Consider the following 19,166-nt stretch of genomic DNA (forward strand, 5'->3'; position numbering starts at 1 on the left):
CATCCAGCCGTGCAGGTCGTGCGGCACGTGTTCGAGGAACAGCACCAGGTCGGCCGGCGGCGCGGCGCCCGCATCGACGCCGTCGCCGGCGTGGACCTGCAGGTGCGGCGCAACGAGATCGTCGCGCTCGTCGGCCAGTCCGGCTCCGGCAAGACCACCCTCGCCCGCACACTGCTCGGCCTGCAGAAACCGACCTCCGGCGTGGTCCGCTACGACGGGCAGCCGGTGCCCTCGTCGGGCGCGGCGCTCAAGGCCTACCGGCGGCACGTCCAGCTCGTGCTGCAGGACCCGGCCAGCGCGCTCAACCCGCGGCACACCGTCTACGAGGCCGTCGCCGAGGGGCCCCGCATCCACCGGATGCCCGGCGACGAGCGGCAGATCGTCACCGAGGCGCTGGAGGCCGCGGAACTGCGCCCGGCCGAGCACTTCCTGCACCGGCTGCCGCACGAGCTCTCCGGCGGGCAACGGCAGCGCGTGGTCATCGCCGGCGCGCTCGCCCTGCAGCCTGGGGTGCTCGTCGCCGACGAGCCCGTCGCGTCGCTGGACGCCTCGGTGCGCGGCGAGATCCTCGGGCTGCTGCTGCGGCTGCGCCGCGAACTCGGGCTGGCCGGCCTGGTCATCACCCACGACCTCGGCTTGGCGTGGAACATCGCCGACCGGGTGGCCGTGATGTACCGCGGCGAACTCGTCGAGGTCGGCACCGTCGAGGAAGTCCTGCTCGACCCGGAGCACGAGTACACGCGCTCCCTGCTCGCGGCGCTTCCGGGAGGAACGACGCGAGCTTCACTACCGTCCTGAATGCCCGCAAGTCAAGGAAATGACGTTCCCGGCGCGAACCGGCACGGGAACGGTGTGTAATCTCCGTGGACGAAATGGCGACCACCACTGACCCCGCTCCCGGGGCGCCCGCGCAGGCGCACCCGGCCGCGCGCGTGCGCGTGCCCTCGCGGTTCCCGTACCGCACGATCGCGATGGGCACCCTCGGCAGTCTCCTGCTCCTCATCGGCGCGCTCGGGGCCGGTGGCATCCTGATCCGCGACCCGGTCCTCGGGCACGGCCCGCTGTCCTGGGTCCGCTACGGGCACGGGCAGATGCTCGCCAACGCGGTGCTCTACGGCGGGTTCGCGCTCGTGGTGTGGGCGTGGGTCCGGCTGGGCCGCTACATGCTCGCCGGGCGCATCGGCAGCAGGCCGATCCTCGTCGCCGCGGCGTGCTGGATGGCGCCGCTGCTGGTCTCGCCACCGCTGTTCACCCGCGACGTGTTCTCCTACCTCGGCCAGGGCGCCCAGCTGCTGCACGGGCTCGACCCGTACGCGCACGGCCCGGCCGAGCTCGAGGTGCTGCGCGACGTGGTGCAGAACGTGCACCCGGTCTGGCAGACCACCCCGGCGCCCTACGGCCCGCTGTTCCTGCTGATCGCCAAGGGTGTCGTCGCCCTGACCGGCGACAACGTGATCGCCGGCGTCATCGTGACGCGCCTGGTGCTGCTGATCGGCCTGGCGATGATGCTGTGGGCGCTGCCGCGGCTGGTGCGCCACCTCGGCGGCAAGCTCCCGATCACCGTGTGGCTCGCGGTCGCCAGCCCGATGACCGTCATCCACCTCGTCGGCGGTCCGCACAACGACCTGCTGATGCTGGGCTTCCTGACCATCGGCGTGCTCGCCGCGCTGGAACGCAAGCACGCGGTCGCGATCGTGCTGGTCACGATCGGCATGCTGATCAAGCCGACCGCGGCGGTCGCGCTGCCGTTCCTGGTGTGGGTGTGGGCCAACCACCTGCCCCACCCGAGCCGGGTCCGCAACTTCTTCCAGGCAGGCGCGATCTCGGTCGGCCTGTTCGGGGTCGTGTTCGTGGTCGGCACCTGGGTGTCGCTCGGCTCGTTCAACCTGGGCTGGGTGACCGGCCTGCAGGCGCCGACGCTGGTGACGAACTGGCTGAACTTCCCGACCGGGCTCGGGCAGCTGGCGCACACGCTGGTGAACCTGGTGATCACCGTGCCGGAGTCGCCGTTCGTGACGGTGGCCCGCGCACTGGCGATGCTGACGCTGGCCGCGTTCGGCGTGCGGCAGTGGTGGAAGGCGCGCAACGGCGGCAACGAGGCGATCTTCCGGATGGCCATGACGCTGCTGGCCACCGCGATCCTCGCCCCGCCGACCCTGCCGTGGTACCTGACCTGGGGCTTCGTGATCGCGTCGGCGTTCCCGTGGCGGCGCAGGCACCTGGCCATCGTGGTCGCCGTGGCGTCGTTCCTGGTGCTCGCCTACTACCCGACGGGCGAGCAGGCCCTCTACGACTGGTGGTTCGTCGTGGTGGTCCTGGCGCTGTCGGTCTACGCGGCGGCTTCGCTGCTGCGCCCGGACCCCCTCGGCCTGGTCGGCGCGTGGCGGCGCCAGCCTGAGGTGCCGGACTTCGTCGCGAAGGACTAGCTGTTGGGGTCATGGACGTTGTTGACGGTGTGGTCGACGCGTCGGGTTGATCAAGGCGAAGACCTCCGTGTGGCGTGAAGGTGCTTGACGCCTTCCCGCACAAACGGGCACAAGTGGATGCGCCGGTTCCGGGAGGAAGGCCAGGCCGGGCTGGCCGACCGGCCAAGGTCGCCCGCACACCTCACCGACCTGAACGTCTGCGGAGGTGGAGCGCGAGGTCCTGCAGGTGCGGCAGGACCGCCGGCTCGGCCCCGCCAGGATCGCCGGCGTCCTGGACGTGCCGGCCTCGACCGTGCACCGCATCCTGGCCCGTTATCGAATGCCGAAGTTGGCCCGGCTGGACCGTCCCACCGGCGAGCCGATTCGCCATTACGAGCAGGACCGGCCGGGCGAGCTGGTCCATGTCGATGTGAAGAAACTCGGACGGCTGCGCGAGGGCGGCGGCTGGTGGGCGCACGGTCGCGGCAGTGATCAGCACAAGGCCGCCCGTCGCGCGCCCCGAGTGGGGTTTGAGTTCGTGCACCGCGCCATCGACGATCACTCCCGGCTGGCCTACCTCGAGATCCACCCCGACGAAACCGCCGCCACCTGCGCCGACTTCCTCCGTCGCGCCGCCGCCGTGTTCGCCGCCCACGGCATCCCCGCCGTCGAACCAATCATGACCGACAACGCCCTGGCCTACCGCCGCTCGCACGCCTTCCGCACCGCGGTCACCGACATCCGCGCCCACCAGCGCTTCACCCGCGCCTACCGCCCCCAAACCAACGGCAAAGCCGAACGCTTCAAACCGCACCCTCGCCGAAGAATGGGCCTACGCCCAACCTTCACCAACTCACACGAGCGCACCGCCGCCCTACCCGACTTCCTCCACCACTACAACCACCACCGAGCCCACACCGCCCTCAACGGCCAACCACCCATCACCCGCGTCAACAACCTCACTGGGCACTACAACTAGCCGCCCAGTTCGCCGGTCAGCGACATCGTTCCGCCGCCGTCGGAGCCGGCGCTGGCGCTGCTCGTCAGTGGCTGCCCGTCGACCTCGATCGAGGCGGACAGTTCGTGCTCGCCCGCAGGCTGGATCAGCAGCTGGAGCTGCTGCGTCCCCTCGGCGGGCAGCGTGAACGACTTCGTCCACGGCGGGGTGATGCTCTCGTCCCGCACCGAGTTCCGGCCGTCGGTCTTGTACTCGATCCACGCGATCTGCCCGGTGCCGGTGACCTCGTAGACGATGGTGTGCGGCTCCTCAGGCTCGCCGGAGCAGGCCGCCGCCAGCACGAACACCGGGACCATCGCCGCCGCGCGCAGGGTTCTCATGCGCCGATCGTAGAGATCACGCCACCGCTCAGCGGCCGGTTTGGCCGGTTCCTGCCCAACCGCTCCAGCGGATCACGCGGGTGCGCACCACCGGGCCCTCCGGCGGCCGCTCCGCGTACTGCGGGTACTTCGCCACCAGCAGCGGCACCGGCCCGGGCTCCTCGACCGTCGCCGTGCCGTCCGCCCGCGCCCACCACAACCGGGTCCAGTCCTCGTCGTAGGCGTCGGCCAGGAAGGCCACCGCCGGGTTTGCCGCGATGTTCGCCAGCCGCCGCAGCGCGTGCGTCGACTTCGGCTTGTGGTCGACCGCGAACACGATCTCGTCCCCGGACACCGCGAACGTCACCGGCACCAGGTGCGGCTGTCCCTCCGCCGACACGGTCGCCAGCCGCGCCACCCTGGCCGCCACGAACCGCGCCCGCGCCTCCGCCGGATCAAGCCGCACCCGTCACCACCCGCAGCGCATCCGTCTCCAGCACCGCCTCGACCCCGAGCGGCACCGTCAGCGACCCCTCGACGTGCCCGAACGGCACCCCGGCGAGCACCGGCACCCCCAGCGGCGCCAGCCGGTCCAGCATCAGCGCGCGCACCTGCCCGGGGTCGCCGCACTGGGTCCACGTGCCCAGCACGATCCCGGCCACGCCGTCGAACCAGCCGGAGCGCAGCAGCTGCGTGAGCATCCGGTCCAGCCGGTAGACCGGCTCTGTCACGTCCTCCAGCACCACGAGCGCGTCCCGCGCGCCGCCCTGCTCGGGCGTGCCGACGCTGGAGGCGAGCAGGCTCAGGTTCCCGCCGGTTAACCGGCCCCGGGCGGCGCCCGGGACCAGCGCCTCGGTGCCGGGCAGCGTCACCGGTCCCGGCTCGAACAACGCGCGGCGCAACCCCGCACCGCCGGCGTCGTCCCAGTAGTCACCGGCCGGCATCGGTGAGAACAGCGTGGGCAGGCCCAGGTGCTGGTGGATCGCCGCGTGCAGCGCCGTCACATCGCTCGAACCCGCGAACACCTTCGCCCCAGCACCGCGCAGCACAGGCCAATCGAGCAGGTCCAGCATCCGCTGCGTGCCGTAACCGCCGCGCGCAGCGAGCACCGCATCCACCTCCGGGTCCAGCCACGCCTCGGTGAACAGCTCCGCCCGAGCCGCGTCGGTGTCGGCCAGGTAGGAGGCGTGGCGCGAACCCGGCTTGACGAGATTGCGCACGCGCAGCCCCCACGAGCCGAGCACGGTCAGCGCCCGCTCCAGCCGTTCGGGGGCGACCGGCCCGGCGGTCGCGACGAGGGCGACGGTCTTCACGAGCGCAGCTCCAGCTTCGGCACCCCGGGCGTGGCGAAGCCGAACACCTGCCCGTAGAACGACAGCTCGGCCTCCAGCGCGGCGATCATGGTCTCGGCGCGCCGGAACCCGTGCTGCTCGCCCTCGAAGGTCAGGTAGGCGTGCGGGATGCCGCTGCCGGACAACGCGGCGACGAACCGGTCGGCCTGCTCGGGCGGGCAGATCTGGTCGTCGAGCCCCTGCAGGAGCAGCACCGGCCCGGCCAGCCGTCCGGCGTGCCGCAACGGCGACCGCTCCACGTAGCGCTCGCGCGTCTCCGGCAGCGGCCCGACGAGCCCGACCACGTACTGGGACTCGAAGTCGTGGGTCTCGCCGCCGTCGCCGGTCCACTCGGCCAGGTCCAGGATCGGGTACTTGATCGTCGCCGCGCGGTAGGTGGTCACGCTCGTCATGGACGCCGCCGAGGTGTAGCCGCCCGCGCTGCCGCCGCGGATCGCCAGCCGCGCCGGGTCGGCGGTGCCCTCGGCCGCGAGCGCTTCGGCGACGGCGGCGCAGTCCCGCACGTCGACCACGCCCCACTGTTCCCGCAGCCGTTCCCGGTAGGCGCGCCCGTAGCCGACCGAGCCGCCGTAGTTGACCGCGACGATCCCGATGCCGCGGCTGGTGAAGTAGGCGAAGTCCAGGTCGAGGTCGCCGGACACGCGCCCGGTGGGGCCGCCGTGGACGTGCACCAGGTAGGGCGGGCGCTCGCCCTCGGGTCCGGTGAAGCCGGGATTGGTCGGCGGGTAGACGTAGGCCGGGATCGGCACGCCGTCCGGACCGGGGAACACCCGCTCCCGCGGCACCGGCAGGTACTCGGGCGGCGGCAGCGGGTGCGCGGGCGGGGTCAGCTCGGTCACCGCGCCGCTGCCGAGGTCGACGTGCACGACGGCGCTCTCGTGGCGAGGTCCGGCGGCGATGCCCGCGACCCCGGTGCCGTGCCGCGCCAGGGTCGCCGCCCAGCTCGTCAGGTGCTCCGCGACCGGCGTGACCGTTCCGCTGTGCTCGTCGAGCACGGCCAGGCGGCCGGAGTCGAGCACGGCGTGCCTGCCGCCGCCCAGCGGCACGAACCAGTTCGACCCGATCTTCCACAGCGGCCCGCCCAGCTCCCGCTCTCCCGGTACGAGCGCCGTGGCCGTCCCGTCGAGCCCGATCCGGTGCAGGTTCCACCAGCCGTCCGGGTCCATCAGCGCCAGCAGCGTGCCGTCCCCGGCCCACTCCACCTGGCAGACCGACACCCCGGGCCCGCCGGCGAGCACCCGGTGCGGGCCGAACCCGCCGAGCCGCACCTCGGCCACGCACAGCTCGGTGGAGTCCCACGGCATGTCCGGGTGCTCCCAGCCCAGCCACACCGCGTGGCGGCCGTCGGGCGACAGTTGCGGCGCGGTCAGGAAGTGGTGGGTCGCCGCCAGCGGCACCACTTCACCGCCGGTGATCGACACCAGGTCGCGCCGGATGTCGGTGCGGCGCGGCCCGGTGCTCGTCTCGCGCACCGCCCACACCGCGCCGTCCGGACCGGGCCGGAGGTCGCCGTACCGGACGCCCTGCGGCACGTGCGGCTCCGGTGTGACCGGAACCACCTCGCCGCTGTCCAGGTCGCGCGCGTACACCCGCTGGTCGTCCCAGTGGGTGAAGAACAGGGTCCGGCCGATCACCAGCCACGGCCGTCCGCCGTACTCGTGCACCCGGTTCCGGGCGTTCCACGGCGGCGGCAGCATCTCCTCCGCACCGTCCTGACCAGCGCGGACGAGCGTCAGCCTGCCGCCTTCGGCCGGCCGGGACTCGGCCCACCAGACGGCGTCGCCGACGACGTCGAGCCACTGCGCGCCACCGCCCGCGGCGGCGACGTCGGCGGCGGAGATGGGGGAGGTCCAGGTGCCGTACGGCGCGGTTTCAGCCACCGCCGCACTCTAACTAAGATGCAAGCGGGGGCGGCGGATGCCGATCATGAAACGGTGGCATAGGGTCGGGGGTGCCATGGCTCGTGTAATCCACGTCTTCCGCCAGCCCGACCGGTTCGTCGCAGGGACCGTCGGGGAACCGGGCGACCGCACTTTCTACCTGCAGGCCACCGAGGACGTCCGCACGGTGAGCGTGACGATCGAGAAGCAGCAGGTGCAGGTGCTCGCCGAGCGCCTGTCGTCGCTGCTGGAGGAGATCGTCGCGCGGTTCGGCGCCGAGGTGCCCGAGACCGTGCCCGACGACCTCGTCGACGTGGACCCGCTCGAGGTCCCGGTCGAGGAGGAGTTCCGGGTCGGCACGATGGGCCTGGGCTGGGACGCGGAGACCAGCGCGGTCGTGATCGAGCTGCTCGCGATGACCGAGGGCGAGGTCGACGAGACCGTCGTGCTCGACGACACCGAGGAGGGCCCGGACGCGGTGCGCGTGTTCCTCAGCCCCGCCGCGGCGCGGGCGTTCGCCGAGCGCGCCGACCGGGTCGTGCGCGCCGGGCGGAAGCCGTGCCCGCTGTGCGGCGAGCCGCTGGACCCGGAGGGCCACATCTGCCCGCGGCAGAACGGCTACCGGCGCAACACCGACCTGGCCGACGAGAGCTAGACGTGGCCCCACCGGTCGGTCCAGCCGATCCGCACGCCAGGGAGTTGCTCACGCGCGGCCGCCTGACCGTGGAAGGCCGCCTGGTCGACGCCTCCAACGTCACGCTGTTCTGCTCGGTCGAGCTGGACGGGCTCGCCGCGCAGGCGGTGTACAAGCCGGTGTCCGGCGAGCGGCCGCTGTGGGACTTCCCGGACGGCACGCTCGCCGGCCGCGAGGTCGCCACCGCCCTGCTGTCCGAGGCCGCCGGCCTGGGCCGGGTGCCGCCGACAGTGCTGCGGGACGGCCCGTTCGGCGAGGGCATGGTGCAGCTGTGGGTGGAGACCGGCGACGAGGAGCTGATCGACGTCCGGTCCCCGAAGGACGTGCCGGACGACTGGCGCATCGTGCTGCACGCCCACGACCGGGCCGGTGAGCCCGCGGTGCTCGCGCACGCCGACCACCCCGGGATGCGGGACCTGGCGGTGCTGGACATCATCGCCAACAACACCGACCGCAAGGGCGGGCACGTGCTGGTCGGCACGGACGGCACGGTGTACGGCGTCGACCACGGCATCTGCCTGCACGCCGAGCCGAAGCTGCGCACGGTGCTGTGGGGCTGGGTGGGTGACCCGCTGCCCGCCGAGACGCTGGAGAAGCTGCGCGCGCTGCCGGAGAAGATCCGCGGCGACCTGGGTGAGCAGCTCGCGCCGCACCTGACGAAGCTGGAGATCAGCGCCATCGCCGAACGCGCGGAGATGCTCGTGGCGACGGGCGTGTTCCCCGAACCCGGCGACGACTGGCGCGCCATCCCCTGGCCGCTGTTCTGATCCCTGAGGTGGGCGCCGACGTGCGCCCGCCGCGCGATGAGGAACATCCCCTCAAGCGCTGATCCACCAATCCGGTGGCCCCGCTCACCCGAACTCGTGACGGAACGGGGCGTGAGCTTTCGCCGTGCCCCGTGTCTGGCCTAGTGAATCGGGTGCGAACACGGGGAGGCTGCGCATGGGCGGGATGCCGTGACGGCCGGGACCGGCCTCGGCGAGGTCCTGGACGACGCGACGCTGGTCGCGCGGGCGCGGGACGGGGACGTGCGCGCCTACGAACAGCTGGTGCGCCGCTACCAGGGCCCGATGTACCGGCTCGCGCTGCGCATGCTCGCCGCCGCCGGCGACGCCGAGGACGTGGTGCAGGAGGTGTTCCTGACCGTGTGGCGCCGCCTGGAGCAGCTCCAGGACGACGGCGCCTTCGTCGGCTGGCTGTACCGGTCGACCACGAACCGCTGCCTCAACGTGATCCGCGCCCGCCGCCCGGTCACCGACGTCGACCCGGACGACACCGAAACCCCGCGCGGCGACGCCCGGCCCGAGCGCGCCGCGGAGGTGAGCGCTCAGATGGCCGCCCTGACCACGGCGCTGGCCGGGCTGACCCCGGAGCAGCGGGCCTGCTGGCTGCTGCGCGAGGTGCACGGCCGGTCCTACGAGGAGATCGCGGAGGCCGTGTCGGCCTCGCCCACCGCGGTCCGCGGGCGCATCGCGCGGGCCCGCGCGCAACTGGCGGAGGTGATGCGGCCATGGCGCTAGACCAGACCACCCACGACCTGCCGTGCGGCCGGGCGCTGGAGGACGTGTGGGACCGCCTCGACGCGGTCACCGAGCACGACCTGACCTGCCCGCACTGCGCGACCGCCCGCGGCAGCCTCCTCGCGCTGCGTGACGCGACCCGCGAGCTGGCGGCCGACGAGACCCAGCCCTCGCTGGACCTGACCGGCAGGATCATGGCCGCGGTGCGCGCCGACGTGCGCCGCCACCGGGGCATGGTGCCGCTGTCCGCGCCGGAGCCCGGCACGCTCGAGGTGAGCGAGCAGGCGGTCGCGGCCGTGCTGCGGTTCACCGCCGACGAGACGGACGGCATCCGCGCCCGCCGCTGCCGGGTGATCGCCGGCGGGATCGAGGACGGGCAGACCCTGATCGAGGCCGAACTGTCGGTGGCCGCCGCCTACCGCGACGACCTCGCCGAGGTGCTGGCGCGCCTGCGGGACCGCCTCACCGCCGCATGCTCGTCCGCGATCGGGGTCCGGTTGGTGCGGCTGGACCTGACGGTCGACGACCTCTACGACCGCTGAGGGGGGAACCGGTGCACGTGGAGTGGCACGTCGAGGACGCCGTGGTGGCGTCGGTGGCCGCGCACGCCGCCAGGGCGGTGCCGGGTGTGGCCCGGCTCGAACCGGGGGTGGCCGGGCTGGTGCGCGGCTGGGGCCGGTCCCGGTGGCAGCAGGTCAAGGGGCTCACGCCGGCGCCCGCGGACGGTGTCGGCGTGCGGCGCGCGGGGGACGACGTGGAGGTGTGGGTGGGCATCGCCACCCGCGCCGGCGCGCAGGCCGCCGCCGTCGCCAGGGCGGTGCAGCGCGAGGTGCGCGCCCGGCTGGTCCGGGACACCGGCGTCGAACCCGGCCGGGTGTCGGTGACCGTGCTGGACGTCGTCCGATGACCGCCCGCGCCGAGCACGTCGAGGCGATCCTGACCGCTTTGTCCGAAGTGGACGGGCTGCGCCCGGCCGCGCCCGCGGTGCGGCCGGTGGCGTCGTGGAACCCGGCCGCGCTGGCGGTCGACCTGACACCCGAGGTCGTGCGCGTGCGCCTGGTCGCCACGGCGCTGCCGCTGCCGCCACGGCTGCGGCTGGCGGGGGACGCGGTCGCGAAGGCGCTGGTGGGAAGCGCTTACACGGAGGCGGTCATCCGGCTCGTGGTGACCGATGTGGACGGATCCGCGTTCGGCGCGTGAGGTTCGCGCGCCTGCGGTGTCGAAGAAGTGGGAACACCAACCGGAAAGGGGAGAGAAGATGAGCACCGGAACCGAGGAGAAGGCCGCCGCGGTGAGCAAGCCGGCGACGAGCTCGCTGGTGACCAGCCAGGGCACCACCACGATCGCGAGCACGGTGGTGCAGAAGATCGCCGGGCTGGCGGCGCGGGAGATCCCGGGCGTGTACGACCTGGGCGGCGGCGCGGCGCGGGCGTTCAACGCGCTGCGCGAGCGGATCCCGGGCGCCAGCGGCAGCGTCGGCCAGGGCGTGTCGGTGGAGGTCGGGGAGAAGCAGGCCGCGGTGGACCTGCAGATCGTGGTCGAGTACGGGGTGTCCATCGCCGACCTGGCGCAGGCGGTGCGGGCCAACGCGATCGGCGCGATCGAGCAGATGACCGGGCTGGAGGTCGTCGAGGTCAACATCACCGTCAACGACGTGCACCTGCCCGGCGACGACGAGCCGCAGGGCGGCGCGCCGGCGCGGGTGCAGTGACGTGAGCGCCACGATCGCCGGTCTGGTGACCGGGCTCGTCCTCGGCCTGGCCGCCGCGTTCGGCGGGTTCGGCGCGTTCCTGGTCGTCGCCGTGCTGGGCGCGCTGGGCCTGCTGGTCGGCCGGGTGCTCGACGGCAAGCTCGACCTGTCCCAGTTCACCGACCGCGAGCGGAGGTGAGCCGGTGACCGTCGAAGCGCCGGAGCGGCGCGGCGCCACGGTCGTGGCCGACCGGGCGGTGCAGCGCATCGCGGAACAGGTGATCACCGGGCTGGACGGGGTCGGCGGCGCGGCCCGCCGGGTGCTCGGCGTCGCCGTGGGCAGCGGTGATCCGGAGCAGCCAGCCAACGTCACCGCCCGCGTGCGGGACGGCCGGGTCACCCTCGCCGTGGAGCTGTCGGTCGGGTACCCGGCGCCGGTCGCCCGCACCACGCGGGCGACGCGGGAACGGCTGGTCCGGGAGGTGGGCGAGCTGACCGGGCTGGTCGTGGAGCGGGTGGACATCACGGTGACCGCGCTGCACAGCGACCGGTCGCGGGAGAGGAGCCTGTCATGATCCGCCGGTCCCGGCGCAGCCTGCTGGCCTCGGTGGTGGCGCTGGCCGGGGTGATCGCGTGCGCGCTGGTGGCGACCAGCGCGGTGCAGCTCCTGCTGGGCGAGCGGCCGGTGCTGGACTACGACGCCGTCGCGGCCCGGCTGCACGCCACGCGCTGGGAAGCGCTTCCCGTGGCGATCGGCGGCGGGGTGCTCGCCGCGCTGGGCCTGGTGGTGCTGCTGGCGGCGGTGCTGCCCGGCCGCGCGCTCGTACTGCCCCTGTCGGGGGGAAGCAGTGCGCCGGTCAAGGCCGGGGCGAGCCGTCGCAGCATCACCGGCAGCCTGCGGTCGGCGGCCGAGTCCGCCGACGGGGTGGAGTCGGCGAAGGTGCGGCTGCGGCGGCGCAGTGTGACCGCGAGGGTGCGCGGCAGCCGGCTGGCCGACGACGACGTGGCGAGCCAGGTGCGGCGAGCGGTCGAAGACCAGCTGGACCGCATCGGCCCCGCGCGGCGGCCGCGGGTGAAGGTGCACGTGAGGAGCACGCCATGACCAGCCTGAACCGTCCCGCCCGGCTCAACCGGACGCTGCTCGCGGTGATCGGGCTCGCCCTGCTCGGCGCGGGCGGGTTCGCGCTGGCCACCTCACTCGGCTGGCTGCGCCTGCTCGACCGCTCCCAGCCCCTGGTGCCCGGCGACGACCGGCCGCCGACCTGGGTGCTGTACGTGACCGTGGTGGCGGCCGTCGCGCTGGGCCTGCTGTTCCTGCGGTGGCTGGCCGCGCAGGCGATGCGACGGCCGAAGACGCGAACCTGGCGGCTGGAAGACGATCCCGCGCACGGGGTGACGAAACTGTCCGCGGACGCGGCCGTCGCGCCGTTCGAGTCGGAGATCGCAGCCTACCCGCAGGTGCGCTCGGCGGACGCGACGCTGTCCGGCCCGCAGGACCGGCCGACGCTGCTGGTGACGGTGACCGCCGAACCCGGCACGGACCTGAGCGCGCTGCGGGAGCACATCGCCGCCGACGGCGTGGCCCGGCTGAAGCAGGCGCTCGACCTGGCGGAACTGCCGGCGGTGATCGAGTTCCGCATCGCCGCGGAAGCCGCCGTCCGGGTGATCTAGACGGCGCGTGACGGAACCGCCTATGCGCTCGCCGTCAGCAGACCGGCGTCGATGACCTCGGCGATGAGGGCGGCGCCGCGGCTGTTCTGGTGGATGTGGTCGGTCGTGAGCACGAGACCTCGCCGCCGCGAGATCGCGTCGAGGCTGCGGCGCAGCACCGCGCGCTGGACGAGGACGCCGACAGCCGCCGCGGGCGTCACCTCCCGGTACGGAATCGGCGGCGGGTCCGCTTGGCTCAGTTCCTCGACCTGGCGTTCGTGGAGCGGAAGGTAGGCCACCTCGTTGGTGGCGGCGACCTCGGCGATCATCCGGGTGTACGCCAGGGACGCCTGTGCCGCTGCTCCGTCGAGTTGCTGGCCGAGTACCGGTATCGACAGCAGACCGATCGTCGCGTCGGTCTCCGCCCGCAGCCGTGCGACGACGGCTCCCAGGCACTGTCGGAACCAGCCCGCCGACGGGCGATCGGGGAGCCGTTTGCGCTTCATGGCCTGCTCGACGGGGTAGCCGGGAAGGCTCGCGCGGGCGTCGTTGGTCCCGATCAGCACGGTGATCACATCGGGTGGGTTCCTGACGACGGCATCGAGGCGCTGCAGGAGGTTGTGGGCGAAGTCGCCGTTGACGCCGAAACGGGCGAGCTGCACGTCACCGGGAGCGTGACGTCGTCCGAGAAGATCCAGGTAGTCGACGCTGAACTGCGCGCGGGTGAGGCTGTCGCCGAGGCAGGCGATGCGGGTCGTCACGGCGCTTCCTCCGGGCTGGGCGTGCCGACGCCTCCGTGGACCTGGTCCACGGCCTTGCGTTCGTGGTTGACGGGTCTCATGCCGACGATCGTCCACGACAGCTTTCGGGCAGTCTTGAAGAAAAGAGAACAGAAGCCGGTGGGCTGGGGCTACCCGGCTCCGAGGAGGACTTCGCTGCGGCGCCAGGCCGTCGGCGATCGGCCCGTGAACTCGCGCCAGTCACGAACGAGGTGGGCCTGGTCGGCGAAGCCCGAGACGGTTGTCACCTCGGCCCAGGAGAGCGGGTTCTGCTCCGCCGCCAGTTCGTGCGCGTGCTCGAAGCGCAGGACCCGGGCGAAGGTCTTCGGCGACAGGCCCACCTCTCCGCGAAACCGCTCGCTGAGGTACCGGCGGCTCCAGCCGAGTTCCGCCGCGACCGCCCCGACCTGGACGCAACCCCGCGCGGCGACGAGGCGGCGCCACGCCTCGGCCACCTCGGGGCGCGCCCAGCGCACCTGGTCGGCGCAGGCGCCACGGCCGACGGCCCGGAGGAGCAAATCGTCCAGCGCGGTGAACCGCGCCGCCCATGTGGTCGCCGACCGGAGCCGGTCGACCAGCTCGACCCCAAGCGCTCCGAGAAGCTCGTCAAGGGGGACCAGCCGGTGGGCGAGCTCGGCGGCGGGCATGCCGTAGATGGCCCTGGCCCCGAGCGGGGTCAGCGACACCTGAACGCCTTGCTGACGTCCGTCGTGGTGAATCGCGACGGAGCGGCACATCAGACCACTGGCCACGCTGTCGAATCGGGTGACCGGCGACCCGTCGTCAACGCCCGCCGCCACCTCCAAGGGATCTGACAGGCTGATCACCGCAGTGAGCGCGCGACCGGGCGGGCCGCAGTGCACGCCCGTCGGGAGCCCGCGGAGGTCGAAGCCGACATAAGAGTCGACGTACTCGCGCAGGGCGGGCGCCGGACGTGCGCGGATCCCGGTGGCCGCGCGGTCCTCCATTTCGGCAGTGTACGAGCCCCCAGCCTTGGAAGATCACCATCCCCGGCTGCCGTGGCTCACGCGAGGAGGCTCGCGGTCCCTAGACGGGCGCCGGGGTCTGCTGCTCGTCGTAGGCGCGGCGGGCCGCGGCGATCTCGCCCCGGTACTTCTCCGCCCACGAGGTCAGCCCGACCAGCGTCTGGTGCAGCTCGCGCGCCATGTCGGTGAGCGTGTACTCCACCCGCGGCGGCACTGTCGGGTACACGGTCCGCACCAGCAGGCCGTCGCGCTCCAGTTTGCGCAGCGTCAGCGTCAGCATGCGCCGGCTGATGCCCTCCACCTCGCGCTCCAGCTCGGTGAAGCGGACCGGGCCGTGCGCGGCGGTGACCAGGATGCCGATCGCCCACTTGCCGGCGACGTGATCGAGCACCTCGACGATGGGGCAAGCCTCGGTGACCGGGGAAGCGGTGTCAGCAGCCATACCTGGATGGTTCCACGTCCGCCCCTCAGTTACCACCCGTTCCCCAAGCGGATCGTGACCTGCCTCACAGGGCCGCCGGCGGGACCAGGAGTGGTACATCGATGTGCCTCTGGCACAGGGAACTGCCTTCTTCCCGGCACGGTTACGGGCTCACATCATTGCCCCAGTTACAAATCGTGCCCCTTTGGAGGTCAAGGCCATGTCCCTCGATCAGCCGGCAGCCCGCTCGCGGTGGCTCGCGCTCGCCGTGCTGTCCGCGCAGACGCTCATGATCGTGCTCGACCAGACGATCGTGAACGTCGCCCTGCCCGCGATCCGCGACGACCTCGGCTTCACGCCGTCGAACCTGTCCTGGGTCGTCAACGCCTACCTGATCCCCTTCGGCGGGCTGCTGCTGCTCGCCGGGCGCCTCGGTGACCTGGCCGGCCGCCGCCGCGTCTTCCTCGCCGGGATGGCCGTGTTCACGCTGGCGTCGCTGCTCGCCGGGTTCGCCTGGAACCCGGAAACCCTGATGGCCGCGCGGTTCCTGCAGGGCGCCGGTGGCGCCGCGTCGACCGCGGTCGCGCTCGGCATGGTCGTCCGGCTGTTCCCGGAGCCGGCCGAACGCGCGAAGGCGCTGGGCACGTTCAGCTTCGTGCAGGCCGCGGGCGGTTCGATCGGCAGCATCGCCGGTGGTGTGCTGACCCAGGCGCTGAGCTGGCACTGGATCTTCCTGATCAACCTGCCGATCGGCCTGGTCGCCGGCGCGGTCGCGCTGCGGGTGCTGGAGAACGACCGCGGCCTCGGGCTGCGTGCCGGGGCCGACTGGCTGGGCGCGGTGCTGGTGACCGCCGCGCTGATGCTCGGCGTCTACACCATCGTCGAGGTCGAGTCCCACGGCTGGGCGTCGGCCCACACGATCGGCTTCGGCGCCGTGTCGCTGGTGCTGCTGGCCGCGTTCGGCGTGCGCCAGGCCCGGACCCGCGACCCGCTGCTGCCGCTGCGCATCTTCGCCTCGCGGGGCCTGACCGGGGCGAACCTGACGATGGCGCTGCTGGTGTCGGCGATGTTCGGGTTCCAGTTCCTCGTCGTGCTCTACCTGCGGCAGGTGCTGGGGCTGAGCGCCCAGGCGACCGGGCTGGCGATGGTGCCGATCGCCGCGACGATCGCGGTCGTGTCGCTGGTCTTCTCGCCGCGGCTGTCCACCCGCTTCGGCGACTACAAGGTGCTGCTGGCCGGGCTGCTGGTGATCGGCGGCGGGCTGGCCTGGCTGGCCCGGGTGCCCGCCGACGGCGGCTACGCGACCGACGTGCTCGGGCCGACGGTCGCGATGGGCATCGGGTTCGGCCTGGCCATGCCCGCGCTGATGGGACTGGGCATGCGGGACGCCGCCGCCGAGGACACCGGTCTGGCCTCCGGGCTGTTCAACACCACGCAGCAGGTGGCGGGCGCGCTGGGGCTGTCGGTGCTGGCGGTGCTCGCCGCGACCCGCACCGAGTCGCTGACCGGGGTGCGGACCGAGGAGGCGCTCACCTCCGGCTACCACCTCGCCTTCTGGGTGGGCACCGGTCTCGTGGCCGCCGCGCTGGCCGTGGCCGCGGTGATGCTGCGCCCCGGCGTGGCGGCGCGACGAACGGGTGAACCCGGCGCTACCGTCCCGGATCGTGCGCTCCCACAGCTATGACGACATCCTCGCCGGCCCGCGCAGACGCAAGATCCCCGAGGTCGTGGCGGAGCGCGGGCTGGTGGTCGAGGAACCGGGAAGCGGTTTCTGCGGCGCGGTGGTCCGGTTCGAGCACGGCAACGTCGTGCTGGAGGACCGCCACGGCCGCCACCGCGTCTTCCCGCTGGAGCCCGCCGGGTTCCTGCTCGAAGGCAAGCCGGTGACGCTGGTGCGGCCGAAGGCCGCCCCGCCGTCACCGGCTTCGGCGCGTTCGGCGTCCGGGTCGGTGGAGGTGCAGGGGCTGCGGGCCCGCACCGCGCGCGACTCGCGCATCTGGGTCGAGGGCAAGCACGACGCCGAACTGGTGGAACGCGTGTGGGGGCACGACCTGCGCGTCGAGGGCGTCGTCGTGGAGCCGCTGGAGGGTGTGGACGTGCTGGCCGAGGCGATCGAGGAGTTCGGCACCGGCCCCGGCAGGCGGCTGGGCGTCCTGGTCGACCACCTGGTGCCGGGCAGCAAGGAATCCCGCCTGGTGGACGCGATCCGCGACGAGCACGTGCTGGTCACCGGCCACCCCTACGTCGACGTGTGGCAGGCGGTGAAACCGTCCGCGGTCGGCATCCGGGAATGGCCGGTGGTGCCGCGCGGCACGCCGTGGAAGGAGGGCGTGTGCGGGGCGCTGGGCTGGGGCGAGACCTACGAGGGCTGGCAGCGGGTGCTGGCCGCGGTGAGCAGCTTCCGCGACCTGGAGACGCCCCTGATCGGCGCCGTCGAGCGGCTGATCGACTTCGTGACCGACCCGGAAGGCTGAATCCGGCAGGTCACGCGGAGATCACTTCGGGTTGTCCGCTGGTCGCGAGCGGTCACCTTCTGCCACGATGGGCGCATGACACCGGCGCTCGTCTGGCTGATCGTCGCCATCGTCCTGATGGCCGCCGAAGTGCTGTCCGGCGACTTCTTCCTGCTGATGCTCGGCCTCGGCGCGTTGTTCGGGGCCGGCGCGGCGCTGATCACCGGCAACATCGTCGTCGACGCGGTCGTGTTCGCGATCGCGTCCGGCGCGCTGATCTTCCTGGCCCGGCCCGCGCTCAAGCGCCGGTTCCTCACCGGGACGGGTCACCGCACCAACACCGAGGCCCTGATCGGCGCCAGGGCCGTGGTCGTGTCCGTTGTGGACGGCCACTCCGGGCGTGTCAAGCTGGCCGGCGACGTGTGGTCCGCACGGTCCATCGCCGACGGTCAGCGAATCGAACCCGGCACGACCGTGACCGTGGTAGAGATAGCGGGCGCCACGGCCGTGGTGGCGCCCGAGCCGTAACCACAACCTGCATATCGGGAGAGCGATCTTGGGAACCGCAGCGATCATTGTTGTCGCGGTCATCGCCCTGTTCGTGATCGTGACGATCGCGAAGGCGATCATGGTGGTCCCGCAGGCCCAGGCCGCGGTGATCGAGCGGCTGGGCAGATTCAAGTCGGTCGCCTCGCCCGGCCTGAACTTCCTGGTGCCGTTCCTGGACAAGGTGCGGGCCCGCATCGACCTGCGCGAGCAGGTCGTGTCGTTCCCGCCGCAGCCGGTGATCACCGAGGACAACCTGACGGTGTCCATCGACACGGTCGTCTACTTCCAGGTGACCGACGCGCGCGCCGCGGTGTACGAGATCTCCAACTACATCGTCGGTGTCGAGCAGCTGACCACCACGACGCTGCGCAACGTGGTCGGCGGCATGACGCTGGAGCAGGCGCTGACCTCCCGCGACCAGATCAACAACCAGCTGCGCGGCGTGCTCGACGACGCCACCGGCCGGTGGGGCATCCGCGTGGCGCGGGTCGAGCTCAAGGCGATCGACCCGCCGCCGTCCATCCAGGACTCGATGGAGAAGCAGATGCGCGCCGACCGGGAGAAGCGCGCGATGATCCTCAACGCCGAAGGTCAGCGGGAAGCGCAGATCAAGACGGCGGAGGGGCAGAAGCAGTCGCAGATCCTCGCCGCGGAGGGCGCCAAGCAGGCCACCATCATGGCGGCCGAGGCGGAGCGGCAGTCGCGGATCCTGCGGGCGCAGGGTGAGCGCGCGGCCCGCTACCTGCAGGCGCAGGGCCAGGCCAAGGCGATCGAGAAGGTGTTCGCCGCGGTGAAGGCGGGCAAGCCGACGCCGGAGGTGCTGGCCTACCAGTACCTGCAGACGCTGCCGCAGATGGCGCAGGGCGACGCGAACAAGGTGTGGCTGGTGCCCAGCGACTACGGCAACGCGCTGCAGCAGTTCGCCCGCGCGTTCGCCAAGCAGGACGCCGACGGCGTGTTCCGGTACGAGCCGGCCGAGACGGATGGCGCCGAGCCGCCGACACTGGACGACGAAGAGGTCGCCAGCTGGTTCGACACCTCCACCGACCCGCGGATCGCCGAGGCGGTGCGCGAGGCCGAGGCGGTGGCGCGGCAGGAGGTGCCCGGCCCGCTGTCGCACCAGCCGCAGCCGCCGGCCCCGCAGGCGACCAGCGCGCTGCGCGGCAACCCGGTGACCGAGGAGGCGCAGGAGGCGCCCGCCATGGAGCCCCCGGTGGCGCCGGAGCCGATCTCGCCGCCGACCACGCCGCAACCGCAGTTCCCCACGGCGGGCGGACAGCAGGGCCAGCTGCCGACGCGCAGCCCGGGCCAGCACTACGGCAACCCGCCGCGGCCGCAGTACCCGCCGCAGCAGCCGCCACCCGCGCCGCCGCAGCAGTAGTCCCACTCGGGGCCGCACCGGAATCCGGTGCGGCCCCTTTTTCTTTTTGCCCCCATCCGCGGACCGGGTGCCACGCTTGGCGGAGCGTG

General features: G+C 72.8%; 25 protein-coding genes. 18 read left to right on the forward strand and 7 right to left on the reverse strand.

Annotation, left to right across the window (positions count from 1 at the left end):
* The 3 genes from ABZ215_RS13920 to ABZ215_RS13930 form a co-directional block, all read left to right on the forward strand.
* The coding region (locus tag ABZ215_RS13920; protein ID WP_354949766.1) for an ABC transporter ATP-binding protein at positions 1 to 798 on the forward strand (798 nt) is incomplete at its 5' end.
* Positions 799 to 872: 74 nt separating this feature from the next.
* Positions 873 to 2,426 (forward strand): polyprenol phosphomannose-dependent alpha 1,6 mannosyltransferase MptB, encoded by a 1,554-nt coding sequence (mptB, locus tag ABZ215_RS13925; protein WP_237334853.1) that lies wholly within the window; start codon positions 873 to 875, stop codon positions 2,424 to 2,426.
* Positions 2,427 to 2,631: 205 nt separating this feature from the next.
* Positions 2,632 to 3,384, forward strand: coding sequence for an IS481 family transposase (locus tag ABZ215_RS13930; protein ID WP_354949767.1), 753 nt, complete (start codon positions 2,632 to 2,634; stop codon positions 3,382 to 3,384).
* Here the strand turns inward: ABZ215_RS13930 and ABZ215_RS13935 are convergent.
* From ABZ215_RS13935 to ABZ215_RS13950, 4 genes are read right to left on the reverse strand one after another with little or no spacing between them, the layout of a single operon-like run.
* Complete coding sequence (locus tag ABZ215_RS13935; protein WP_354949768.1) at positions 3,381 to 3,743, reverse strand: hypothetical protein; 363 nt, start codon at positions 3,741 to 3,743, stop codon at positions 3,381 to 3,383. The two genes, ABZ215_RS13930 and ABZ215_RS13935, sit on opposite strands and share 4 nt — an antisense overlap.
* A gap of 28 nt (positions 3,744 to 3,771) precedes the next feature.
* Positions 3,772 to 4,188, reverse strand: a complete 417-nt coding sequence (locus tag ABZ215_RS13940; protein ID WP_354949769.1) for a TIGR03668 family PPOX class F420-dependent oxidoreductase — start codon at positions 4,186 to 4,188, stop codon at positions 3,772 to 3,774.
* A complete protein-coding gene (locus ABZ215_RS13945; protein WP_354949770.1) occupies positions 4,178 to 5,035 on the reverse strand; it encodes an LD-carboxypeptidase in 858 nt (285 codons plus the stop codon). The genes ABZ215_RS13940 and ABZ215_RS13945 overlap by 11 nt, the downstream gene beginning before the upstream one ends.
* Complete coding sequence (locus ABZ215_RS13950) at positions 5,032 to 6,954, reverse strand: prolyl oligopeptidase family serine peptidase (RefSeq protein WP_354949771.1); 1,923 nt, start codon at positions 6,952 to 6,954, stop codon at positions 5,032 to 5,034. The genes ABZ215_RS13945 and ABZ215_RS13950 overlap by 4 nt, the downstream gene beginning before the upstream one ends.
* Before the next feature lie 76 nt (positions 6,955 to 7,030).
* On the opposite strand from ABZ215_RS13950, the gene ABZ215_RS13955 reads away from it, so the two are divergent.
* The 11 genes from ABZ215_RS13955 (at position 7,031) to ABZ215_RS14005 (ending at position 12,529) form a co-directional block, all read left to right on the forward strand.
* Entirely contained in the window at positions 7,031 to 7,609 is a 579-nt protein-coding gene (locus tag ABZ215_RS13955; RefSeq protein WP_020417938.1) for a DUF3090 domain-containing protein, read from the forward strand.
* 2 nt (positions 7,610 to 7,611) lie between these two features.
* Positions 7,612 to 8,415 carry an SCO1664 family protein gene (locus ABZ215_RS13960; RefSeq protein ID WP_354949772.1) on the forward strand — a complete coding sequence of 268 codons (804 nt, stop codon included), beginning with the start codon at positions 7,612 to 7,614 and terminating at the stop codon, positions 8,413 to 8,415.
* A 189-nt stretch (positions 8,416 to 8,604) separates the two neighbouring features.
* Positions 8,605 to 9,168 carry a sigma-70 family RNA polymerase sigma factor gene (locus ABZ215_RS13965; protein WP_020417935.1) on the forward strand — a complete coding sequence of 188 codons (564 nt, stop codon included), beginning with the start codon at positions 8,605 to 8,607 and terminating at the stop codon, positions 9,166 to 9,168.
* Positions 9,159 to 9,710, forward strand: a complete 552-nt coding sequence (locus ABZ215_RS13970; RefSeq protein ID WP_354949773.1) for an Asp23/Gls24 family envelope stress response protein — start codon at positions 9,159 to 9,161, stop codon at positions 9,708 to 9,710. The genes ABZ215_RS13965 and ABZ215_RS13970 overlap by 10 nt, the downstream gene beginning before the upstream one ends.
* Positions 9,711 to 9,721: 11 nt before the next feature.
* Positions 9,722 to 10,075, forward strand: a complete 354-nt coding sequence (locus tag ABZ215_RS13975) for an Asp23/Gls24 family envelope stress response protein (protein WP_354709079.1) — start codon at positions 9,722 to 9,724, stop codon at positions 10,073 to 10,075.
* On the forward strand, positions 10,072 to 10,368 hold the full coding sequence (locus ABZ215_RS13980; protein ID WP_020417932.1) for a hypothetical protein: 297 nt from the start codon (positions 10,072 to 10,074) through the stop codon (positions 10,366 to 10,368). The genes ABZ215_RS13975 and ABZ215_RS13980 overlap by 4 nt, the downstream gene beginning before the upstream one ends.
* A 58-nt stretch (positions 10,369 to 10,426) precedes the next feature.
* Positions 10,427 to 10,879 (forward strand): Asp23/Gls24 family envelope stress response protein, encoded by a 453-nt coding sequence (locus ABZ215_RS13985; protein WP_354709080.1) that lies wholly within the window; start codon positions 10,427 to 10,429, stop codon positions 10,877 to 10,879.
* Between the two features lies 1 nt (position 10,880).
* Entirely contained in the window at positions 10,881 to 11,057 is a 177-nt protein-coding gene (locus ABZ215_RS13990; protein ID WP_354949774.1) for a hypothetical protein, read from the forward strand.
* A 4-nt stretch (positions 11,058 to 11,061) separates the two neighbouring features.
* Positions 11,062 to 11,433: an Asp23/Gls24 family envelope stress response protein gene (locus ABZ215_RS13995; protein WP_354949775.1), complete on the forward strand. Its 372-nt coding sequence runs from the start codon at positions 11,062 to 11,064 to the stop codon at positions 11,431 to 11,433.
* Positions 11,430 to 11,960, forward strand: a complete 531-nt coding sequence (locus ABZ215_RS14000; RefSeq protein ID WP_354949776.1) for a DUF6286 domain-containing protein — start codon at positions 11,430 to 11,432, stop codon at positions 11,958 to 11,960. Before ABZ215_RS13995 ends, ABZ215_RS14000 begins: the two co-directional genes overlap by 4 nt.
* Positions 11,957 to 12,529 (forward strand): alkaline shock response membrane anchor protein AmaP, encoded by a 573-nt coding sequence (locus ABZ215_RS14005; RefSeq protein WP_354949777.1) that lies wholly within the window; start codon positions 11,957 to 11,959, stop codon positions 12,527 to 12,529. Before ABZ215_RS14000 ends, ABZ215_RS14005 begins: the two co-directional genes overlap by 4 nt.
* 20 nt (positions 12,530 to 12,549) lie before the next feature.
* Here ABZ215_RS14005 and ABZ215_RS14010 read toward each other — a convergent pair whose 3' ends face one another.
* From ABZ215_RS14010 to ABZ215_RS14020, 3 genes are all read right to left on the reverse strand, one after another.
* Positions 12,550 to 13,269: an SGNH/GDSL hydrolase family protein gene (locus ABZ215_RS14010; protein ID WP_354949778.1), complete on the reverse strand. Its 720-nt coding sequence runs from the start codon at positions 13,267 to 13,269 to the stop codon at positions 12,550 to 12,552.
* A gap of 149 nt (positions 13,270 to 13,418) precedes the next feature.
* Positions 13,419 to 14,255, reverse strand: a complete 837-nt coding sequence (locus ABZ215_RS14015) for a helix-turn-helix domain-containing protein (RefSeq protein ID WP_354949779.1) — start codon at positions 14,253 to 14,255, stop codon at positions 13,419 to 13,421.
* Positions 14,256 to 14,334: 79 nt separating this feature from the next.
* On the reverse strand, positions 14,335 to 14,715 hold the full coding sequence (locus tag ABZ215_RS14020) for a helix-turn-helix domain-containing protein (protein WP_020417924.1): 381 nt from the start codon (positions 14,713 to 14,715) through the stop codon (positions 14,335 to 14,337).
* A 199-nt stretch (positions 14,716 to 14,914) separates the two neighbouring features.
* On the opposite strand from ABZ215_RS14020, the gene ABZ215_RS14025 reads away from it, so the two are divergent.
* From ABZ215_RS14025 to ABZ215_RS14040, 4 genes are all read left to right on the forward strand, one after another.
* Complete coding sequence (locus tag ABZ215_RS14025; RefSeq protein WP_354949780.1) at positions 14,915 to 16,378, forward strand: DHA2 family efflux MFS transporter permease subunit; 1,464 nt, start codon at positions 14,915 to 14,917, stop codon at positions 16,376 to 16,378.
* Positions 16,359 to 17,168, forward strand: a complete 810-nt coding sequence (locus ABZ215_RS14030; RefSeq protein ID WP_354949781.1) for a DUF3097 domain-containing protein — start codon at positions 16,359 to 16,361, stop codon at positions 17,166 to 17,168. The genes ABZ215_RS14025 and ABZ215_RS14030 overlap by 20 nt, the downstream gene beginning before the upstream one ends.
* Positions 17,169 to 17,243: 75 nt before the next feature.
* Entirely contained in the window at positions 17,244 to 17,675 is a 432-nt protein-coding gene (locus ABZ215_RS14035) for an NfeD family protein (RefSeq protein ID WP_017982381.1), read from the forward strand.
* 28 nt (positions 17,676 to 17,703) lie between these two features.
* Positions 17,704 to 19,077, forward strand: a complete 1,374-nt coding sequence (locus ABZ215_RS14040) for an SPFH domain-containing protein (RefSeq protein WP_354709093.1) — start codon at positions 17,704 to 17,706, stop codon at positions 19,075 to 19,077.
* Positions 19,078 to 19,166 lie beyond the last annotated feature (89 nt).

Origin of the sequence: Amycolatopsis sp. NPDC006131 (assembly GCF_040614175.1) — a bacterium.
GTDB classification, from domain to species: domain Bacteria; phylum Actinomycetota; class Actinomycetes; order Mycobacteriales; family Pseudonocardiaceae; genus Amycolatopsis_E; species Amycolatopsis_E tucumanensis.

Coding starts and splice junctions, on each gene's coding strand:
- ABZ215_RS13935 (WP_354949768.1), bottom strand. CDS start 3,743: ATGAGAACCCTGCGCGCGGCGGCGATGGTCCCGGTGTTCGTGCTGGCG.
- ABZ215_RS14005 (WP_354949777.1), top strand. CDS start 11,957: ATGACCAGCCTGAACCGTCCCGCCCGGCTCAACCGGACGCTGCTCGCG.
- ABZ215_RS14020 (WP_020417924.1), bottom strand. CDS start 14,715: ATGGCTGCTGACACCGCTTCCCCGGTCACCGAGGCTTGCCCCATCGTC.
- ABZ215_RS14025 (WP_354949780.1), top strand. CDS start 14,915: ATGTCCCTCGATCAGCCGGCAGCCCGCTCGCGGTGGCTCGCGCTCGCC.
- ABZ215_RS14015 (WP_354949779.1), bottom strand. CDS start 14,255: ATGGAGGACCGCGCGGCCACCGGGATCCGCGCACGTCCGGCGCCCGCC.
- ABZ215_RS13970 (WP_354949773.1), top strand. CDS start 9,159: ATGGCGCTAGACCAGACCACCCACGACCTGCCGTGCGGCCGGGCGCTG.
- ABZ215_RS13955 (WP_020417938.1), top strand. CDS start 7,031: ATGGCTCGTGTAATCCACGTCTTCCGCCAGCCCGACCGGTTCGTCGCA.
- ABZ215_RS13985 (WP_354709080.1), top strand. CDS start 10,427: ATGAGCACCGGAACCGAGGAGAAGGCCGCCGCGGTGAGCAAGCCGGCG.
- ABZ215_RS13980 (WP_020417932.1), top strand. CDS start 10,072: ATGACCGCCCGCGCCGAGCACGTCGAGGCGATCCTGACCGCTTTGTCC.
- ABZ215_RS14035 (WP_017982381.1), top strand. CDS start 17,244: ATGACACCGGCGCTCGTCTGGCTGATCGTCGCCATCGTCCTGATGGCC.
- mptB (WP_237334853.1), top strand. CDS start 873: ATGGCGACCACCACTGACCCCGCTCCCGGGGCGCCCGCGCAGGCGCAC.
- ABZ215_RS14000 (WP_354949776.1), top strand. CDS start 11,430: ATGATCCGCCGGTCCCGGCGCAGCCTGCTGGCCTCGGTGGTGGCGCTG.